Source organism: Aeromonas simiae (assembly GCF_000820125.1).
GTDB lineage: Bacteria > Pseudomonadota > Gammaproteobacteria > Enterobacterales > Aeromonadaceae > Aeromonas > Aeromonas simiae.
In genome coordinates this window covers 1-17,708 of the sequence record NZ_CDBY01000030.1, presented here as the reverse complement: position 1 = coordinate 17,708, position 17,708 = coordinate 1, and the positions used below count along the sequence as shown (strand labels likewise).

Annotated in this window: 17 protein-coding genes; 11 read left to right on the top strand and 6 right to left on the bottom strand. The window is 64.1% G+C overall.

What is annotated here, in order from left to right; all coding sequences use genetic code 11:
* The first annotated feature begins 37 nt into the window (after positions 1–37).
* Complete coding sequence (locus tag BN1134_RS04105) at positions 38–496, top strand: 2-amino-4-hydroxy-6-hydroxymethyldihydropteridine diphosphokinase (RefSeq protein WP_042045385.1); 459 nt, start codon at positions 38–40, stop codon at positions 494–496.
* A gap of 2 nt (positions 497–498) precedes the next feature.
* Here the strand turns inward: BN1134_RS04105 and BN1134_RS04100 are convergent, their stop codons facing one another.
* Positions 499–1,200 (bottom strand): SDR family oxidoreductase, encoded by a 702-nt coding sequence (locus tag BN1134_RS04100; protein WP_042045384.1) that lies wholly within the window; start codon positions 1,198–1,200, stop codon positions 499–501.
* On the opposite strand from BN1134_RS04100, the gene BN1134_RS19585 reads away from it, so the two are divergent.
* Positions 1,199–1,426, top strand: coding sequence for a hypothetical protein (locus BN1134_RS19585; protein WP_156991652.1), 228 nt, complete (start codon positions 1,199–1,201; stop codon positions 1,424–1,426). The genes BN1134_RS04100 and BN1134_RS19585 overlap by 2 nt on opposite strands.
* Before the next feature lie 2 nt (positions 1,427–1,428).
* Here BN1134_RS19585 and BN1134_RS04095 read toward each other — a convergent pair whose 3' ends face one another.
* Positions 1,429–1,719 (bottom strand): hypothetical protein, encoded by a 291-nt coding sequence (locus BN1134_RS04095; RefSeq protein WP_042045382.1) that lies wholly within the window; start codon positions 1,717–1,719, stop codon positions 1,429–1,431.
* Between the two features lie 187 nt (positions 1,720–1,906).
* On the opposite strand from BN1134_RS04095, the gene BN1134_RS04090 reads away from it, so the two are divergent.
* Complete coding sequence (locus BN1134_RS04090) at positions 1,907–4,039, top strand: AsmA family protein (RefSeq protein WP_042045381.1); 2,133 nt, start codon at positions 1,907–1,909, stop codon at positions 4,037–4,039.
* Between the two features lie 121 nt (positions 4,040–4,160).
* Here BN1134_RS04090 and BN1134_RS04085 read toward each other — a convergent pair whose 3' ends face one another.
* Positions 4,161–5,042, bottom strand: coding sequence for a helix-turn-helix transcriptional regulator (locus tag BN1134_RS04085; RefSeq protein WP_042045483.1), 882 nt, complete (start codon positions 5,040–5,042; stop codon positions 4,161–4,163).
* 74 nt (positions 5,043–5,116) lie between these two features.
* Here BN1134_RS04085 and BN1134_RS04080 point away from each other — a divergent pair, with 74 nt between their 5' ends.
* Positions 5,117–5,497 carry a VOC family protein gene (locus tag BN1134_RS04080; RefSeq protein ID WP_042045379.1) on the top strand — a complete coding sequence of 127 codons (381 nt, stop codon included), beginning with the start codon at positions 5,117–5,119 and terminating at the stop codon, positions 5,495–5,497.
* Between the two features lie 50 nt (positions 5,498–5,547).
* Here BN1134_RS04080 and BN1134_RS04075 read toward each other — a convergent pair whose 3' ends face one another.
* Positions 5,548–6,450 (bottom strand): LysR substrate-binding domain-containing protein, encoded by a 903-nt coding sequence (locus BN1134_RS04075; RefSeq protein WP_042045377.1) that lies wholly within the window; start codon positions 6,448–6,450, stop codon positions 5,548–5,550.
* A gap of 143 nt (positions 6,451–6,593) precedes the next feature.
* On the opposite strand from BN1134_RS04075, the gene BN1134_RS04070 reads away from it, so the two are divergent.
* Genes BN1134_RS04070 through BN1134_RS04050 form a run of 5 tightly spaced genes read left to right on the top strand, consistent with a single transcriptional unit; the run spans position 6,594 to position 12,077 of the window.
* Entirely contained in the window at positions 6,594–7,238 is a 645-nt protein-coding gene (locus tag BN1134_RS04070; protein WP_042045374.1) for a hydrolase, read from the top strand.
* A 50-nt stretch (positions 7,239–7,288) separates the two neighbouring features.
* On the top strand, positions 7,289–7,837 hold the full coding sequence (locus BN1134_RS04065) for an antibiotic biosynthesis monooxygenase (protein ID WP_042045373.1): 549 nt from the start codon (positions 7,289–7,291) through the stop codon (positions 7,835–7,837).
* Positions 7,838–7,848: 11 nt separating this feature from the next.
* The gene (locus BN1134_RS04060) at positions 7,849–9,717 is read left to right on the top strand and encodes an amidohydrolase (RefSeq protein WP_042045372.1); all 1,869 of its coding nucleotides are present in this window, start codon (positions 7,849–7,851) and stop codon (positions 9,715–9,717) included.
* 49 nt (positions 9,718–9,766) lie between these two features.
* On the top strand, positions 9,767–10,519 hold the full coding sequence (locus BN1134_RS04055) for a pirin family protein (protein WP_042045371.1): 753 nt from the start codon (positions 9,767–9,769) through the stop codon (positions 10,517–10,519).
* On the top strand, positions 10,500–12,077 hold the full coding sequence (locus tag BN1134_RS04050; protein WP_052449418.1) for an MFS transporter: 1,578 nt from the start codon (positions 10,500–10,502) through the stop codon (positions 12,075–12,077). The genes BN1134_RS04055 and BN1134_RS04050 overlap by 20 nt, the downstream gene beginning before the upstream one ends.
* A gap of 64 nt (positions 12,078–12,141) precedes the next feature.
* Here the strand turns inward: BN1134_RS04050 and BN1134_RS04045 are convergent, their stop codons facing one another.
* Together BN1134_RS04045 and BN1134_RS04040 are read right to left on the bottom strand one after the other, a co-directional pair.
* A complete protein-coding gene (locus BN1134_RS04045) occupies positions 12,142–13,443 on the bottom strand; it encodes a HAMP domain-containing sensor histidine kinase (protein WP_042045369.1) in 1,302 nt (433 codons plus the stop codon).
* Complete coding sequence (locus BN1134_RS04040) at positions 13,434–14,117, bottom strand: response regulator transcription factor (RefSeq protein ID WP_042045368.1); 684 nt, start codon at positions 14,115–14,117, stop codon at positions 13,434–13,436. The genes BN1134_RS04045 and BN1134_RS04040 overlap by 10 nt, the downstream gene beginning before the upstream one ends.
* Positions 14,118–14,265: 148 nt before the next feature.
* Between BN1134_RS04040 and BN1134_RS04035 the strand changes: the two genes are divergently transcribed.
* On the top strand, positions 14,266–15,447 hold the full coding sequence (locus BN1134_RS04035) for an efflux RND transporter periplasmic adaptor subunit (protein WP_042045367.1): 1,182 nt from the start codon (positions 14,266–14,268) through the stop codon (positions 15,445–15,447).
* 1 nt (position 15,448) lies between these two features.
* Positions 15,449–17,383, top strand: coding sequence for a MacB family efflux pump subunit (locus tag BN1134_RS04030; RefSeq protein WP_042045366.1), 1,935 nt, complete (start codon positions 15,449–15,451; stop codon positions 17,381–17,383).
* The last annotated feature ends 325 nt before the right edge of the window (positions 17,384–17,708 follow it).

The window sequence follows — 17,708 nt, the reverse complement described above, 5'->3', positions numbered from 1 at the left end:
AAAGAGGCGTTCCGGGTACATGTTTCAAGGAGGAGGCATGTATTACCTGTGCAGCATCGGCTCCAATATCGAGCCGCTCCACCACGTCAATCGCGTCATCGGCGAACTGCTCGAGCAGTTCGGGCGGCTCAGTCTGAGTTCGGCCATCCGCACTCAGCCCGTCGGCATGGTGTCGCAAAACGAGTTCATCAACTGCCTGTTCGTCATTCATAGCCCGCACCCCAGAGAGGAGCTCAAGCGCCGCTTCATCCAGCTTGAGCTGGCCCACGGCCGCGATCGTGGGGACCCGGCCTGCAAGATCCGGGATCGGCCGCTCGACATCGACATCCTGGCCTGTGACGAGGCAGGCCACTTCCTGCATGTCGAGGTCGACGAGTACCTGCGGGATCTGTTGGCCGAGCTGCATGGCATGCCGGTCGAGATAGCGGGCAAAATAGCGCTGAGCCCACAGGGGCGGCGACTCGATACCCGTCCCCAGATGCTGGAGCGTGCCTAGCCTCAGAAGGTGGCCAGGGCGCGGCCGCCATCGACACGCAGGCTGGCGCCGGTCATGTAGTCGTTCTCCATCAACAGCTGTACGGCCTGCCAGATGGGGGCCAACCCACCTTCTCGTCCCAGTGGGGTGCGGGCCAGCACCTGCTGGCGCCATGCCTCACCATGCTCGTCGAGAAACAGGATGGGGCCAGGCTCAATCGTATTGACCCGCACTCGTGGCGCTAGCTCACGCGCCGCACTCATGGCCAGGCTGTGCAGCCCGGCCTTGGTGGCCACGTAGGCGGCCAGCTCAGGGGGTGGGGCGTGAATATAGATGTCGGTAAGATGGATGATGCTGCCACGACCGCTCGCGGCCAGCCGCTCGGCCAGCAGGCGATTGAGCAGGAAGGGGGCCTGCATGTGCACCCGGAAGAAGCGCTCAAACTGGGCCAGCTCCCCCGCCAGGGTCGGGGCTCCCGGCTCGAAGGCCGAGGCATTGTGGATCAGCAGATCGAGCGGCCCTGCGGCCACCTGACCGGCCAGGGCACGCACCTCCTCTTCCCGTTCGAAGTCAGCCTGGATCAGGGTGGCCCCCGCCGCCCTCAGGCTTGCCAAGCCTTCGTGTTCACGGCGATATTGCCCCACCACCTGCCAGCCCAGCGCCAGTAACTGCTGGCACAGGTAAAATCCAAGGCGCCTGCCGGCACCGGTTACCAGAGCTCTCATGATTGCACCTCCCTTTACCGGCGAAGCCCTCGCCTCATCAGATTTCTTTCAGCCCAAAACAATCGCTCGGGTCACAACCGTCGCCCCCCGCTTCGGATATGCTGGGCACTATGTGATCCCGCAACCGAAGGAGCGTCTCATGAGTACTGAAATGAAACTGGCCATCCTGACCGTGACCGGCGCCTTGCTGCTCATCGCCGTCATCTGCGCCCTGATCATGCTCTGAGATCAGCGCTCCAGCTGATCCAGAGCCGCCTCCAGACACTGCTGTTCCAGCTCGTTGTCCCTGTGTTGTGTCTCCAGCCACGCCCGCTCGTCCTCATCGGCGAAGCGGGCCACCAGCTCGGCGTGCTCTTTGATGAGCGCCTCTTGTTGCTGCGCCGATAGGGGGGCCTGTTGACTGGCCGGCAGGCGCTGCTGCACGCAGATCTCCAACATCCTGGCCAGGTCAGCTTCCCGATCCGGCCCTGGGGTACATCCGGCCAACAGGCCAACCATCACCATCATGCCGATGCGCATCACCGTCTCTCCTTTCCGAATGTCGCGTTTACAACCGCCGCCAGCGTAGCACGCCGCCACACCGAGATCAGCGTCCCTTCACGTCGCCTTGCGCCAGCTGCTAGCGTAGCTCGACATGCGATAAGCCTTTGACGCAACAGGCCATGCTATAGTCTTGCCCGATCCTTTATTCCGCACGGAGCGAATCATGAAGAAGCTGCTCTTGATTGCCTGCGGCCTGATAGTGGCCGTCATGCTCGGGATCGCCACCCTGATCCTCACCATCGATCCCAACCAGTTCAAACCCTTGCTGGCCAGCCAGGTACACAAAAGTACCGGCCGCGAGCTCGTCATCGAAGGGCCCATCGGTTGGACACTCTGGCCCCGTTTTGGCCTCACCCTCGAACGTGCCGCCCTGCGCAACCTCCCCGGCTTTGCCGAGCCGGATCTGCTGCGTGTTGAGGGGGCCACCGCCTCGGTTGCGGTTCTCCCTCTGCTCTCCCACCGCCTTGAGGTGGGTGAGGTGCGCCTGAGCGGGGCCCACTTGCTGCTGCAAACCCGGCAGGATGGCAGCAGTAACCTCGACGCCCTCGGCAGCACATCGGCGCCGCCACACACACAGAGCGATACCCCAGCCGCGACCACGGCATCGCCCAAGCCAGAGAGCGCCAACTGGCAGATCGATATCGAAGGGATCACCCTGGAGCAGGCCAGCGCCCTGCTGCTCGACGAGCGCAGCGGGCAACGCCTCGAGATAGAGAGCCTCAACCTCGAGATTGGGGCGCTGGCCCCCCACAGCTGGTTACCCATCACGCTTGAGCTGTCAGGCCGTGACGACGCGCAGCGCTTCACCTTGCAGGGCAGCGCCGAGCTGCTGCCCGCCGCCGAGCCACTGGCCAGCCAGTTGCGCAACCTGGAGCTGGGGGGCTCGCTGCACAGCCCGGCACTGCGTCTCGACGCCTTCCGTCTCAAGGCCGCCGCCTTCGCCCTCGACAAGGCGTCATCACTGACCCTGAATGCCAAGGGCCAGCAGGCCGAGCGCACCTTCGACCTGCAACTTGCCACCACCGTCACCTTGGGGCGGGCACTGGCGGGGGTCACCCTCCAACAGAGCGATCTCAAAGGCACCCTGAGTGGCCAAGGCGTACCGCGCACACCGCTTGAACTGGGAGCCATGGGCGATCTGCAGATCGCGTTCACGCCATTTAAGCTCGATGCCGAGCGCCTGACATTGCAGGCCGCAGATCTGGCGCTGAGCGGCCGCGCAGATGTCACGCTTGGCACAGTTCCGCACCTTCGCTTCGATCTGCAAGGTAAGACGCTCAATCTCGATAGCTGGCTTGGTAGCGCCGGTGCCGCACCGGCCAAGACCACAGCCCCCCCCATCCAGAACCCTGCCCCTGTCGCCGCCGCAGGCAAACCGGCGACCAGCCAAGGGAGTGGGGAGCCGGATCTCTCGGCCCTCAAGGGACTCGAACTGGCCGGAAACCTCAAACTCGAGCGCCTCGAGCATGGCACTCTGGTGCTGAGCCGCCCCGCACTCACGCTCGCGCTCAAGGGGGGCGTCCTTGACGTACAGCACTTCAGCGCAGGTGTTGAGCAGGGCACCTTGCAAGGTAGCGGCCGTCTCGATGCCAACCCGGCTCAGGCCACTTACCAACTGAACGGCAAAGCAAACGGCCTGCAAGTGCTGCCACTGCTGCAACGCTTCGCAAAGACCGATCTGCTGTCAGGACGCGCCAATCTGGATCTGGCCGTCACTGGTCGCGGCCTCTCGGCCCAAGCCCTTCGCAGTGCGATTGAGGGTAAGGCGGCGCTGAAGATCGAAGATGGCGCCCTCCACGGCGTCAACCTGCCGGAGATGGTGCGTGAGGCGCGCGCCACCCTCAAAGGCCAGCGCGCCGACTATGTCAAAGAGAGTCGCAAGACCGACTTCAGTGCCCTCACCGCCGATTTCACCCTGGGAGGGGGCAAGGCCCGCAGCCAGAATATCCAACTGTTCGCCCCGGCGCTGCGAGTGCATGGCAGCGGCGAGACCCAGCTGATCAGCGAGCAGCTCGATTTTCTGTTCAACACCTCGGTGGTCGGCACCAGCAAGGGCCAGGGTGGCCGTGACATCGATGCCCTCAAAGACGTGACCATTCCGGTACGCATCGGCGGCAACTGGAGCCAACCCACCTATGCGCTCGACATCAAGGCGCTATTGCAGGGTAACAAGGTGCTTGAGGATAAGGCCCGCAAGGAGGCCGAGCGCGGGCTCAACAAGCTGCTCGGCGATAAGGCCGACGATCCCGCCCTCAAGGGGGCGGCCGACAAGCTGCTCAAAGGACTGTTCAGGTGATCCCTACCGCCGGCCTCGCCGGCGGTACTTTTTTATGCCGCCCGATAACCACAACGCGCCCCGAGGGGGAACAGCAATGCGCTGTTCACCTCATCACTCAGAAGGCGGGCTCAGGGGGCACTCAAGGGCTGATCGAGCTTTCGCGCCAGGCCGGATGCTGCCGCTGCCGATAGTGGCTCGGCGCCAATCCGTAGCGGCGCTTGAAGGCGGTAGAGAAGTGGTATTCATTGGCAAAGCCGCAGCGGGCCGCCACCACCTTGAGTGGCAGCCGGGTGGAGGCAAGCAGCAGCGCCGCCTCGCGCAGGCGTAACTGACCGAGTAGCCCCATCGGCGTCGTCTTTCCCTGCTCACGGCACAGGCGATGCAACTGGCGCGCCGAGAGGTGCAGAATCTGCGCCATTTGCGCCACATTCCAGGCTCGGCCCACTTCGGCGCGCAGGGCCGCGGCCAATGTCTGCCACTGAAGCTCGCCGGGACGGGCTCGTTCCCCCTTGTCGATAAGGCGATGCAGATAGAGACCAAACTGCTGCACCAGCAGGGAGGAGAGCGCCGGATCGGCAAAACGCTCCTGCTCGGCAAAGAGGTTTTCGAAGGTGTGCAGCAACTGCGGATGCTGCGAAGTGCAGCCATGACGCCAGCCATGGGCCGCGCCATCCCAGGCCGGGCCGGAGTGCATCAACACCCAGAGCAGCCGCCAGCGGGGGGAATCCGATGGCAGATAATAATGGAGTGAATGGCCGGCAGGGATAAGCGCCCACTTGCCTGAAGACAAGGTCACGGCCCCTTCTTGGCCAAAGACCACCCCCTCCCCTTCCAGGGTCAGCAAGAGGGTATGCACCCGCGCAAAGCGGCGCTCTATCCAGTAATGACCGGCCAATTCTGAGCAGCCAACCAGCCAAAGCCCCCCCTCGCCAAGGGCCGGTAACAGGGCATCGCAGCAGATCCTTTCACGGCACTGCTCGTCGACTTCGATGCGCTCAACAACGGCAGTTTCAGACATCATATTGGCGGCGTGGTTCATGGTGGCAACAGAATTGCGAGCATAACATGAAGCCATCGACAGCCAAGGAGAGAGTCATGCACATTACCCACGTAGCCATCTGGGCCCGCGATCTCGAGGCGCTGGCGCGCTTTTACTGCGACACCTTTGCCGCCCGCGCCGGTGAGCCCTACCACAACCCGGCCAAGCAGTTCAGTTCTCGCTTCATCTATTTCGAGCAAGGCGCCACGCTGGAGCTGATGCACCGACCCGGCCAGGTCGAGCCGACCACGGCTTCCGCCTACGGGCTGGCACACCTTGCCTTTGCCCTCGGCTCGGAAGCGGCGGTCAATACCATGACGCAGCGCCTCAAGGGGATGGGGTTGCCCCATCTGGACGGGCCGCGTCACACCGGCGACGGCTACTACGAGAGCGCCTTTCTCGATCCGGAAGGAAATACCATAGAGCTAACGATTTAACGCCTAGGAGAGAAAAAGAGTCCACCCATCGGGCCCTTTTTCTCTCCTGCTCACGCATAAACCTCGCGCAATCCTGCCAGATGCTCCAGCTCCCCCAGCCACCAGAGAATGGGCTCACAGCCGTGCTCACTGTTCCACCCCAGATAGGCGGTCTCGCTAACATGGCGCCCCTCGATCTCCCGACTCACCAGCTCTCCCCGCTCGATAAAGGGCTGGGCCAGATGGCGCGGCAGATAGCCACACCCCACCCCGGAGAGCAGCAGTTGCAGCTTGGCATCGAAGTTATGCACCGTGATGGTCTCCTGGCCCGACAGCAGGAACAGCCCGCGCCGAACCTGATTCTTGGCACTGTCGGAGACCACCACGGCCCGGTGATGCTTGACCTGGCGTGAGGTAAGTTTTCCGCTCGTTGCCGCCAGCGGGTGGGTCGATGCATGCACGAACAGATGTTCGAGCTGGCCCAAGGCCCGACAGGCAAATTGGGCCTGGGTCGGCGGCATACTGACGGCCCCCAGCACCATGTCGGTACGCCCTTCCACCAGCCCCTCCCAGGCCCCGCCAAGCACCTCATGGGTGAAGCTGAGCCGCACGTGGGGAAACTGCTGGTAGAAGCGCTCGAGCAGTGGCATCAACAGCGGAAAGGGAAAGGCGCTGTCGACCCCTATCGCCAGCGACAATTTGGCAGCACCGCCAAAACTACCTGATTGCAGTTCCAGATCTCGCGCGGCATGCAGAATTTCGCGTCCCTTCTCAAGCAACATTCGACCCGCCTGGGTGAAGGCGATCTTGTGACCGGAGCGATCGAGCAGGGTGATAGCCAGATCGCTTTCCAACTTTTGCACCATGTAACTCAGTGCCGAAGGGGTCTTGTAAAGCTTGGCAGCGGCGGCCGAGAGGCTGCCATGTTGTTCAATGGCATCAAGAATGGCCAGGACTTCCAGGTTCAACTTCATCGCTGCTTAGTTCCCTTTTTAAAAAATTCCGAAAGAGTCGCAAAAATTATTGTGATATCAGTTAAAAGAACTCTCGCATAGGATTTTCCTCGAACAAAGAGTTGTTCACACCCATCAAATTCCGGTACTCAAGAGGCAAAAATATGTCTATTCGTGAGCTGATTAACCCGCAAAACTCTGTCCTCATCTTCATCGATCACCAGCCGCAGATGGCCTTTGGTGTTGCCAACATCGATCGCCAGCAACTGAAGAACAACACCGTTGCACTGGCCAAGGCCGGTAAGATCTTTAAGGTGCCGACTATCTACACCTCTGTCGAGACCGAAAGCTTCAGCGGCTACATCTGGCCCGAGCTGCTTGGCGTCAACCCTGACCTCAAGCCCATCGAGCGCACCTCCATGAACTCCTGGGAAGACGAAGCCTTCGTAGCCGCAGTTAAGGCCACCGGCCGTAAGAAACTGATCATCTCCGCCCTGTGGACCGAAGTGTGCCTCACCTTCCCGGCCCTGATGGCGCTTGATGCCGGCTACGAAGTCTACGTGGTCACCGACACCTCAGGTGGTACCAGTGTTGACGCTCACGAGCGCTCCATCGATCGCATGGTGCAAGCCGGCGCCGTTCCTGTGACCTGGCAGCAAGTTCTGCTCGAGTACCAGCGTGACTGGTCGCGCAAGGAGACCTACGACGACGTCATGAGCCTGGTGCGCGAGCACAGCGGTGCCTACGGTATGGGCGTCGACTATGCCTATACCATGGTGCACAAAGCTCCCCAGCGCGAAGTTAAGTAAGCTCTGGCTGGCGGCATCCATCGGATGCCGCCAGCACATGAGGATAAACCATGGAAAATGCTGCCACTCTGGTGATCCGCCACCGCATAGCCCCGAGCGATCGCAGTCGCTATGAAGCTTGGTTGAATCGTATCGTTCCTGCTGCCGCCGAATTTGAAGGGCATCAGGGGGTCAATGTGATACGGCCAGCAGACGGGGAGGATATCTACACCATTTCCCTCCATTTCAGTAACCTCGAACACCTTTATGGCTGGAGCCGTTCCCGTCAGCGTCAGGATCTGGTGGACGAGATCCGCCCCCTGCTCGCCGACAACGAACAACTCGAGGTGCACCAAGGAAGCCAGTTCTGGTTTACACCGAGCACCACAGGCGCCGCGCAGCCTCCGGCTTGGAAACAGTTTATCGTCACCCTGGCGGTCATCTTCCCCAGCACCAATCTGGTGCCCTGGATATGGCATCAACTGCTGCCCTCTTTGGATGGCACCTTGCTCGGACATTTCCTGACGGATGCTACCGTCGTCGCCTTAGTGGTCTATCTTTGGATGCCACTGATCACTCGCGCCCTCGCCGGCTGGTTGGCGCCTGCCGACCGACACTGAGAGAATCAATCATGTCTAATCACGCAAGCCTGATCCTGATGAATGGTGATCTGCATACAGTGGATCCCGCCAAACCCCTGGCCACCGCCGTCGCCATCCGCGATGGCAAGTTTGTCGCCGTTGGCAGTGATGCCGAGGTGATGACCCACGCCGGCCCCGAGACCCGTGTTGTCGATCTCAAGGGACACACCGTCATCCCCGGCCTCAATGACTCCCACCTGCACCTGATCCGTGGCGGGCTGAACTACAACCTCGAACTGCGCTGGGAAGGGGTGCCTTCTGTGGCCGAGGCGCTGCGCATGCTCAAGGTTCAGGCCGAACGCACTCCGCACCCCCAATGGGTTCGGGTCGTGGGCGGCTGGTCCGAATTCCAGTTTGCCGAACGCCGCATGCCGACGCTGGAAGAGCTCAACCAAGCCGCACCGGACACCCCGGTGTTCGTGCTGCACCTCTATGATCGCGCCCTGCTCAACCGCGCCGCGCTGCGCGCCGTGGGCTACACCCGCGATACCCCGAATCCGCCGGGTGGTGAAATCCAGCGTGATGCTCAGGGCAACCCGACCGGCATGCTGATTGCCCGTCCCAACGCCATGATCCTCTACGCGACCCTGGCCAAGGGCCCCAAGCTGCCCTACGAAGCTCAAGTCAACTCGACCCGCCGCTTCATGCGTGAACTCAACCGCCTTGGCGTCACCAGCGCCATCGACGCCGGCGGCGGCTTCCAGAACTACCCTGAGGATTACCAGATCATCGAGGAGCTGGAAAAAGAGAATCAACTCACCATCCGCATCGCTTACAACCTCTTCACCCAGCGTCCCAAGCAGGAGCTGGAAGACTTCCAGCGTTGGACCGACATGCTGGAGCCGGGCAGCGGCAGTGACTTCTACCGCCACAACGGGGCTGGCGAGATGCTGGTCTTCTCCGCCGCCGACTTCGAGGACTTCCTCGAGCCGCGCCCGGATCTCCCCCCCGGCATGGAAGACGAGCTGGAGCGGGTGGTGCGCCATCTGGTCGAGCATCGCTGGCCGTTCCGCCTGCATGCCACCTATGACGAGTCCATCTCGCGCATGCTCGATGTGTTTGAGAAGGTCAACCGCGACATCCCCTTCAACGGGCTGCACTGGATGTTCGACCACGCCGAGACCATCAGCGAGCGCAACATCGAGCGGGTTAAGGCGCTCGGTGGCGGCCTCGCCATCCAGCACCGCATGGCCTTCCAGGGCGAGTACTTCGCCGAGCGCTACGGTCAGGAGGCGCTCTCGCACACGCCGCCCGTCGCCCGCATGCTGGAAGCCGGCGTGCCGGTCGGCCTCGGCACCGACGCCACCCGTGTTGCCAGCTACAACCCCTGGACCGCGCTCTACTGGCTGGTCTCCGGCCGTACCGTCGGTGGTCTGCAAATGTATGACGAGCGCAACCGCCTGCCGCGCGAGACCGCTCTCTCTTTGTGGACCAACGGCAGTGCCTGGTTCTCCAGCGAGCAGGGCAAGAAGGGGATGATCAAGGTCGGTCAACTCGCCGATCTGGCGGTGCTCTCCGAAGACTTCTTCCAGGTCCCGGAAGAGTCCATCAAGGGGATCGAGTCCGTGCTGACCCTGGTCGGCGGCAAGATTGTGTTCGCCCAGGGCACCTTCGGCCCGCTGGCTCCGCCCGAGCTGCCGATCCTGCCCGACTGGTCGCCGACCAAGTTGGTGCCCGGCCACTACCGCCCGGCCTCAGCGCAACAGGCTATGGTCGGCACCCAACCCCAGGCCCACCAGTGCTGCGGCCCCTGTGGCGTGCACCAGCACCAGCATGAGAAGGCCCGCAACTCCTTCATGCCGGTCTCCGATGACCGCGCCTTCTGGGGTGCTCTCGGCTGCTCCTGCTTCGCCTTCTAACCCTCACCCGGGCGCCGCACTGGCGGCGCCCTCTTAACCGGAGCATTACATGACTCAATTCATCAAGCGCCCGGCCGACCAGCTTCACTATTTGCCGGCCAGTGAGTATCACCCTGCCAACACCTACTTCCACTTCTCGTTTGCCAACTACTACGACCCGGAAAACATCCACTACGGTGCGCTGCGGGTGGTCAACGACGATGACGTACAGCCACACAGCGGCTTCGACCAGCACCCGCACCGTGACATGGAGATCGTCAGCTACCTGCTGCACGGCAAGCTGACCCATTGGGACAGCGTCACCGACGAAGAAGAGGTGCTTGAGCGTGGCCATATCCAGGCCATCACCGCCGGTACCGGCTTGACCCACTCCGAGCTCAACAAGCACGATGAGTGGACCCGTTTCATGCAGATCTGGATCCTGCCGCCGGCCCAGGGGCTGGAGATCCGCTACGGCAGCGCCAAGCCTGCCGCCAGCGAGCGGGAGAACCGTCTGCTGCACCTGGTCAGCCCGCTGCACGGCGGCCTGGATACCCCGCTGCACCTCAACCAGGACGTCAACTTCCATGTCACCGAGCTGACCCGCAACGATGCCGAGGTGGTGTTCGAGCTGGCCGAAGGGCGTCAGGCCTATGTCAGTTGCATGGAGGGAGGCGTGGAGCTGGAAGGGATGACCTCCCTGGCTGAACGCGACTCGCTGGAGGTGACCGGCCCGGCCACCCTGCGCATGAAGGCGCCCAGTGGTCATGGCCACGTCATCATCATCGAGATGCAACGCATGGATGAACGCTACCGTGGCTAACCAGACCGTCTCTCCCTGGTCGCCGTTTCGGCAGCGCGCCTTTCTGGTGCTCTGGCTAGCGACCCTGTTCTCCAATGTCGGCACCTGGATGCACGACGTGGGTGCCGGCTGGCTGATGACCAGCCTGGACCCCAATCCGGGTATGATCGCCGCCGTGCAGGCCATGACCACCCTACCGGTGTTCCTGCTGGCTCTGCCGGCCGGCGCCATGGCCGACATCCTCGACCGACGCCGCCTGCTGCTGGTGGTGAACGCCATGATGCTGCTGGCGGCGGCCTTCCTGGCCTTCCAGGTACAAAGCGGTAATGCCAGCAGCCACGGCCTGCTGCTCATCACCTTCCTGCTCGGTTGCGGTGCCGCCTTCCTGGCGCCGGCCTGGCAAGCGATTGTGCCAAGCCTGCTGGAGCGTAAAGAGCTGCAAGCCGGTATCGCCCTCAACAGCATGGGGATCAACATCAGCCGTGCCATCGGCCCGGCGTTGGCCGGCCTGCTGATCGCCCAGATCGGCATGGCGATGCCCTTCCTGCTCAATGCGGTCAGCTTCCTGGCCATTCTGGCCGCCCTTTGGTGGTGGCGGGGTGAAAGTGGTACGAGCAATCGGCTACCGGCCGAACGGGTGCTGCCCGCCGTGGTGGCGGGGCTGCGCTATGCCCGCCGTAGCCCGGCGCTGATCGGCGTGCTGCTGCGTTCCGCCGCCTTCTTCCTGTTTGCCAGCGCCTACTGGGCCATGCTGCCGTTGGTGGCTCGCCTGCAACTCAACGGGGATGCCACCCTCTATGGCGCCCTGACCGCCAGCGTCGGTATCGGCGCCGTGCTCGGTGCCCTGTTGCTGCCCCGCCTGCGTCGCCACCTCTCGGGTCACTACATAGTGATGCTGGGCTCCATCGGTACTGCCCTGGTTCTGCTGGTACTGGCGACCTCCAAATCCGCACCACTGGCCCTGTTGGCCGGGTTGGTGGCCGGTGCCAGCTGGATTGCCACCCTGTCGAGCCTGATGATCGCCGCCCAGGGCGCACTGCCTGACTGGGTGCGCGCCCGCGGTCTCTCGCTCTACCTGACGGTCTTCTCCGGTGCCATGGCGCTGGGCTCCCTCAGCTGGGGTCAGGTGGCCAGCCATTTTGGCGTGACCACCGCCCTGCTGGCGGCGGCCGTCGGCATGCTGCTGCTGATCCCCTTCACCACCCGGATACATCTGGATGCAGGCGAACGCTCATTGCAGCCAAGCCACCACTGGCCCGAGCCGGCAGAGGTGGACCCGGCTCACCAGCAGGATGGCCCCGTGATGATCCAAGTGCGCTATCAGGTCATGAGCGATCAGGAGGAGGCCTTTCGCAAGCTGATGCATCAGCTCGGCGAAACCCGTCGCCGTGATGGGGGCCGTGAGTGGCATCTGTTCCGCGATCAGGAGAGCCGGGATTTCATCGAAACCTTCGTGCTCCCCTCCTGGCTCGATCACCTGCGCCAGCATGAGCGAGTCACCGACGAAGAGGCACAGTTGCAGGCGCAGATCCGCGCCCTGTGCCACGACAGCCGGGTAGAGCACTATCTCTCCAGCTAAACGAGAAATATAAAGAGGGCCCGCACTGCGGGCCCTCTTTTTTGGCACGGACGAAGGGGGCGCCTCAGCGGCAAGGCAGGCTCAAGGTCACCATCAATCCCCCCTGCGCCCGGTTCTCGGCCTTGATCTGCCCCCCCTGGCAAATCAAGGCGCGCCGGGCAATCGCCAGCCCCAGGCCATAACCCTTGCCGACGGCGCCGATGCGCACGAAGGGATCGAACATGCTGGCGAGCTTCTCCTCCTCGATCCCCGGCCCCTCGTCACAGACGCAGATCAGCGCCTGCCCCTCGGCTTCGGCCAGGCTGAGGGTGACGCTTTGGCCGGCCCGGCTGAAGCGCAGGGCATTGCGCACCACGTTCTCCAGCGCCCTTCGCACCAGCTCGGCGTTACCGCTGAGGGTGCGGCGGCACTCCCCTTCCAGCCGCACCGCGACCTGGGCGCGCTCCCCCTCGAAACGGGCGTCGGCCACCACGGCCTCGACCAGCCCCTGCAAGTCAAAATACCCCAGCTCGGGGGCGTGCCCTTGTTCGGCGCGGGCCAGCTCGAGCAGCTCGCCGATCAGCCGATCCATCCGCTCGGTCTCCTGCTCGATGCGTTGCAATGAGGCCGGCACCTTGTCGGCGCTCTGCTCGGCCAGCCCCAGCGCCAGGCGCACCCGCGCCAGCGGCGAGCGCAGCTCGTGGGAGACATCGTGCAGCAACTGTTCCCGGCCGTGCACCAGTTGCTGGAGCCGCTCCACCATCAGATCGAAATCGTGGGCCAGGGCGCTCAGCTCATCGTGGCGGTGGCGCAGTTGCGGCAGCAGACGCACCGCGAGATCCCCCTGGGCCACCTGGCCGCACCCCTGACGCAGCAGGCGCACCGGCCTAGTCAGGTGCCAGGCGAAAAAGATACTGAACAGCAGTCCCCCCAGCCCGCCAATCCACAACATGGGGGGCGGGATCTTGAGCCACTGCAACGGGCGCGAGGGGGGCGTCATCCGCTCACGCAGAGCGCCGACGTGATAGACAAGTTGATAAGTTTGCCCCTGTGGCGACACAACCTGACGGGTCAGCACGGGGGCCGGTGGCCGTGCCCCATCCGGTTTCAGTGATGCGGTGACACTCGGGGTGGCGATAAGCCGTAGCAGATCGCGCTCATCGATGGGCCAGCTTGCCAACCAGCGTGTCAACGCCGCTTCCCCGCCCACCTCGAACAGGCTCACGGCGGCGGCCAACTGCTGGCTGGCGACATGGCGGGCCATCCGCTCTTCCGGGGGCTCCCTGTCATACAGGCTAAAACCAATCCATAGCAGCTGGCTCACCACTATGATGGCGAGCCAGAAGCCGAGCAGGATCTTCCAGAACAGGCGGCTGGTCAGCAGCATACGAGCTTGTACCCTATGCTGCGGATGGTCTCGATGGAGAGGCTGTCACCGGCCCGCAGATGCAGCTTCTGGCGCAGGTTGCAGATGTGCACGTCGACACTGCGGTCATACGCCTCACGCGGGCGGCCGATGCCCTGCAACGAGAGCACATCCTTGGTCACCACCTGCTCGGGCGCGCGCAGCAGCAGCTCGAGCATGTTGAACTCGGTGGCAGTCAGATCGAGCGGCAGGGCGCGCCAGGCGCAGGTGCGGTTGGCCGGGCTCAGCATCAGGCCCCCTAAGGTCAGCACCTCGGGGCGATGGCCCTGAGACTCCTCCCCCACCCGGCGCAGCACGGCGCGCAGCCGGGCCACCAGCTCGCGCGGATAGCAGGGCTTAGGCATGTAGTCATCGGCCCCCATCTCGAGCCCCACCACCCGGTCGATGTTGTCCCCCTTGGCGGTCAACATGATGATGGGCAGCCGGCTCTGACGGCGCACCTCGCGCAGCACCTCGGTGCCGCTCAGATCGGGCAGCATGACGTCGAGCACCAGCGCCGCGTAGCGGCCCGAGAGCGCCGCCTCGACCCCTTCCCGGCCGGTGGCCACATGGGTAGTGGCAAACCCCTCTGCACGCAGGTACTCCCCCAGCATGGCGCCCAGTTCGAGATCATCGTCGACCAGCAGAATCTTCATCTTTCCTCCTCTTCGGCGAGGGCGCATTGTCTCCACTTCCCCTTGCCGTCACAGCTGCCTTTACGCAATCCTTACGCTTCTGGAAGAGAGCCTTAACCGGTAAATGGGATAGAGTCCCACCCTGTCTAGCAAGAGGATACCCGAGCTCATGCCCCGTCTGCACCCACGTCTGCTGTGGTGGCTGTTGCCACTGTTTGCCCTGTTCATCTGGTTCGCGTTTGGCCGCCAAGGCGACGCCGGAAGCGGCGCCCAGTACATCACCGCCAGCGCCGAGCGCCGCGATCTGGAGCAGTCGGTGCTGGCCGACGGCACCTTAGAAGCGCGCAAGCAGGTGTCGGTCGGTGCCCAGGTCTCGGGCCAGATCAAGGCCCTCCATGTCGCCCTCGGCGACAAGGTCAAGGCCGGTGATCTGCTGGCCGAGATCGACGATCTGACCCAGCAGAACAGCCTCAAGGACGCCGAAGCCCAGCGCACCAATCTGGATGCCCAGATCGCCGCCAAGCAGGCGGCACTGCGCAATGCCGAGCTGACCTTCACCCGCCAGCAGAACCTGCTGGCCCGCCGGCTGGTGAGCCAGGCCGACTATGACACGGCCAAGGCCAGCTTGGATCAGACCCGCGCCGAGATCCGCGCCCTGCAAGCGCAGCGGGTACAGGCCGAGATCGCCCTCGACACCGCCCGGGTCAACCTCGGCTACACCCAGATCCGGGCGCCGCTCGACGGCACCGTGGTCGCCATTCCGGTCGAAGTGGGGCAGACCGTCAACGCGGTGCAAAGCGCCCCGACCCTGATGAAGCTCGCCCAGCTCGACACCATGACGGTGGAGGCCCAGATCTCCGAGGCCGACGTGATCAAGGCCAAGGTCGGCATGCCGGTCTATTTCACCATCCTCGGCGCCCCCGAGACCCGCTATGAGGCCACCCTGCGCGCCATCGAGCCGGCCCCCGACAGCATCAACAGCGACACCAGCTCGAGCTCGACGAGCAGCACCAGCACCAGCAGCAGCGCCATCTATTACAACGGCCTGTTCGACGTGCCCAACCCCGACGGCGTGCTGCGCATCAGCATGACGGCCCAGGTCTATCTGGTGCTCGACCGCGTCAGCCAGGCCCTGGTGATCCCGGCGCCGGCGCTGCAAGGGGATCAGGTGCAAGTGGTCGACGAGCAGGGGCGCGTCAGCGTGCGCCGGGTCAAGGTGGGGCTCAACAACAAGGTGCATGCCCAGATCCTGGAGGGGCTCAAGGAGGGGGAAAAGGTGATCGTCAGCACCACGGGCGAAGGGGCCAGCAGCGCCAACCGTCCGCGCATGCGCGGCCCGATGGGGCTCTGATATGAGCGTGCTCCTGCAACTGAGCGGCATCGGCCGCACCTTCGGTGAGGGCGAGCAGGCCGCCACCGTGCTCCACGACATCAACCTCTCCATCGAGAAGGGGGAGATGGTGGCCATCGTCGGGGCCTCGGGCTCGGGCAAGTCGACCCTGATGAACCTGCTCGGCTGCCTGGATCGGCCCAGCACGGGTCACTACCGCATCGCCGGTCAGGATACCGCCGACCTCGATGGCGACCAGCTCGCCGCCCTGCGCCGCGAACGCTTCGGTTTCATCTTCCAGCGCTACCACCTGCTCTCTCACCTCAATGCCCGTGGCAACGTCGAGGTGCCGGCCCTCTACGCCGGCATTGCCACAACCGAGCGCCACCACCGCGCCGATGCCCTGCTGACCCGGCTCGGGCTCGGCGACAAGCTCGAGCACAGGCCGAGCCAGCTCTCCGGCGGCCAGCAGCAGCGGGTCAGTATCGCGCGCGCCCTCATCAACGGCGGCGAGGTGATCCTGGCCGACGAGCCGACCGGCGCCCTCGACAGCCACAGCGGCGCCGAGGTGCTGGCGATCCTCAAGGAGCTGCATGCTCAGGGCCACACCATCATCATCGTCACCCACGACATGGGGATCGCCGAGCACGCCGAGCGGATCATCGAGCTCAAAGATGGCCGAGTGGTCGACGACCGTCGCCGCGCCCCTTCCACTCCAACGGAGGGCAAGGTGGCCCCAAAGCGCAGCCAGGCACGCCCCTGGGCCGGTTTTGGCGATGCCCTGCACATGGCCTGGCTCTCCATGGTGACCCAGCGGCTGCGCACCTTCCTCACCATGCTCGGCATCATCATCGGCATCGCCTCTGTGGTGACCACGGTGGCGCTCGGCCAGGGATCGCAGCAGAAGGTGCTGGAGAACATCAACGCCATGGGCACCAGCACCTTGGAGGTGTTTCCCGGACGCGGCTTTGGCGACATGCGCTCGACCGCCATCCAGACCCTGCGCAGCGGCGATGCCGATGCGCTGGCCCAGCTCCCCTACATCCACAGCGTCACCCCCAGCCTCTCCACCAGTACCACCTTGCGCCTTGGCAACGTCTCGGTCAGCGGCAGCGTCAACGGGGTGGGCGAGCAGTTCTTCACGGTGCGCGGCTATCGCTTGATCGCCGGCATGAGCTTCGATGCCGCCAGCGTGACTAGCCTGGCCCAGGAGGTGGTGATCGACGAGAACACCCGCAGCAAGCTGTTTGGCGAAGGGGTCGACCCGCTTGGCCAGGTGATCCTGCTCGGCCCGCTGCCGTGCCGGGTGATCGGCATCGCCGCCAAGAATCAGAGCGGCTTTGGCAGCGATGAGAACCTCAACGTCTGGATCCCCTACACCACCGCCATGAAGCGGATGCTCGGCCAGACCTATCTGCGCAGCATCAGCGTGCGGGTGGCCGATGCGGTGCCGCTGGCCGCCGCCGAGGAGGGGATCACCCGGCTGCTCGACAGCCGCCACGGCACCCGCGACTTCTTCGTGCTCAACACCGACAGCATCCGCCAGACCATCACCCAGACCAGCGCCACCCTGACCCTGCTGATCGCCATGATCGCCCTCATCTCGCTGCTGGTGGGGGGGATAGGGGTGATGAACATCATGCTGGTGTCGGTGACCGAGCGCACCCGCGAAATTGGCCTGCGCATGGCGGTGGGGGCGCGCACCCGCGATATCTTGCAGCAGTTTCTCATCGAGGCGGTGCTGGTCTGCCTGCTCGGCGGGGTGCTCGGCATCCTGCTCTCCCTGCTGGCAGGGCAGCTGTTTGACTACTTCAGCAGCGATTTTCGGATGATCTACTCCCTGCCGGCCATGGGGGCCGCCTGCCTCTGCTCGACCCTGATCGGCCTGCTGTTTGGCTTCGCTCCGGCGCGCCGCGCCGCACGCATGGACCCCATCCACGCGCTGGAGCGGGAGTAACCCCAGTCCATCGCGTCGGAGGGACCCGGCGCGAGCGACGACCGGCCCACCCCCACCTGGGCCGGTGCCTGAATGCCCGTGCCATGCGGGATTTTCAACCGGGCCACTGGCCCGGTTTTTTTATGCGCCGCGTCTGTGTAAAGGGAGTGCAAAAGGGGCGTAAAGTCGATTGAGGAGAGACAGAGGCAGGGCTCTAATGGCCGCGAACCGACCCATTTCGAGGAGAATTGTCATGATCCGAGCCCCCCTGCTGCTGACCCTGCTGATCGCCCCCCTGAGCCAGGCCATGGAGCCCATGCCCAAGGGGCCACACGGCCAGCCGCCC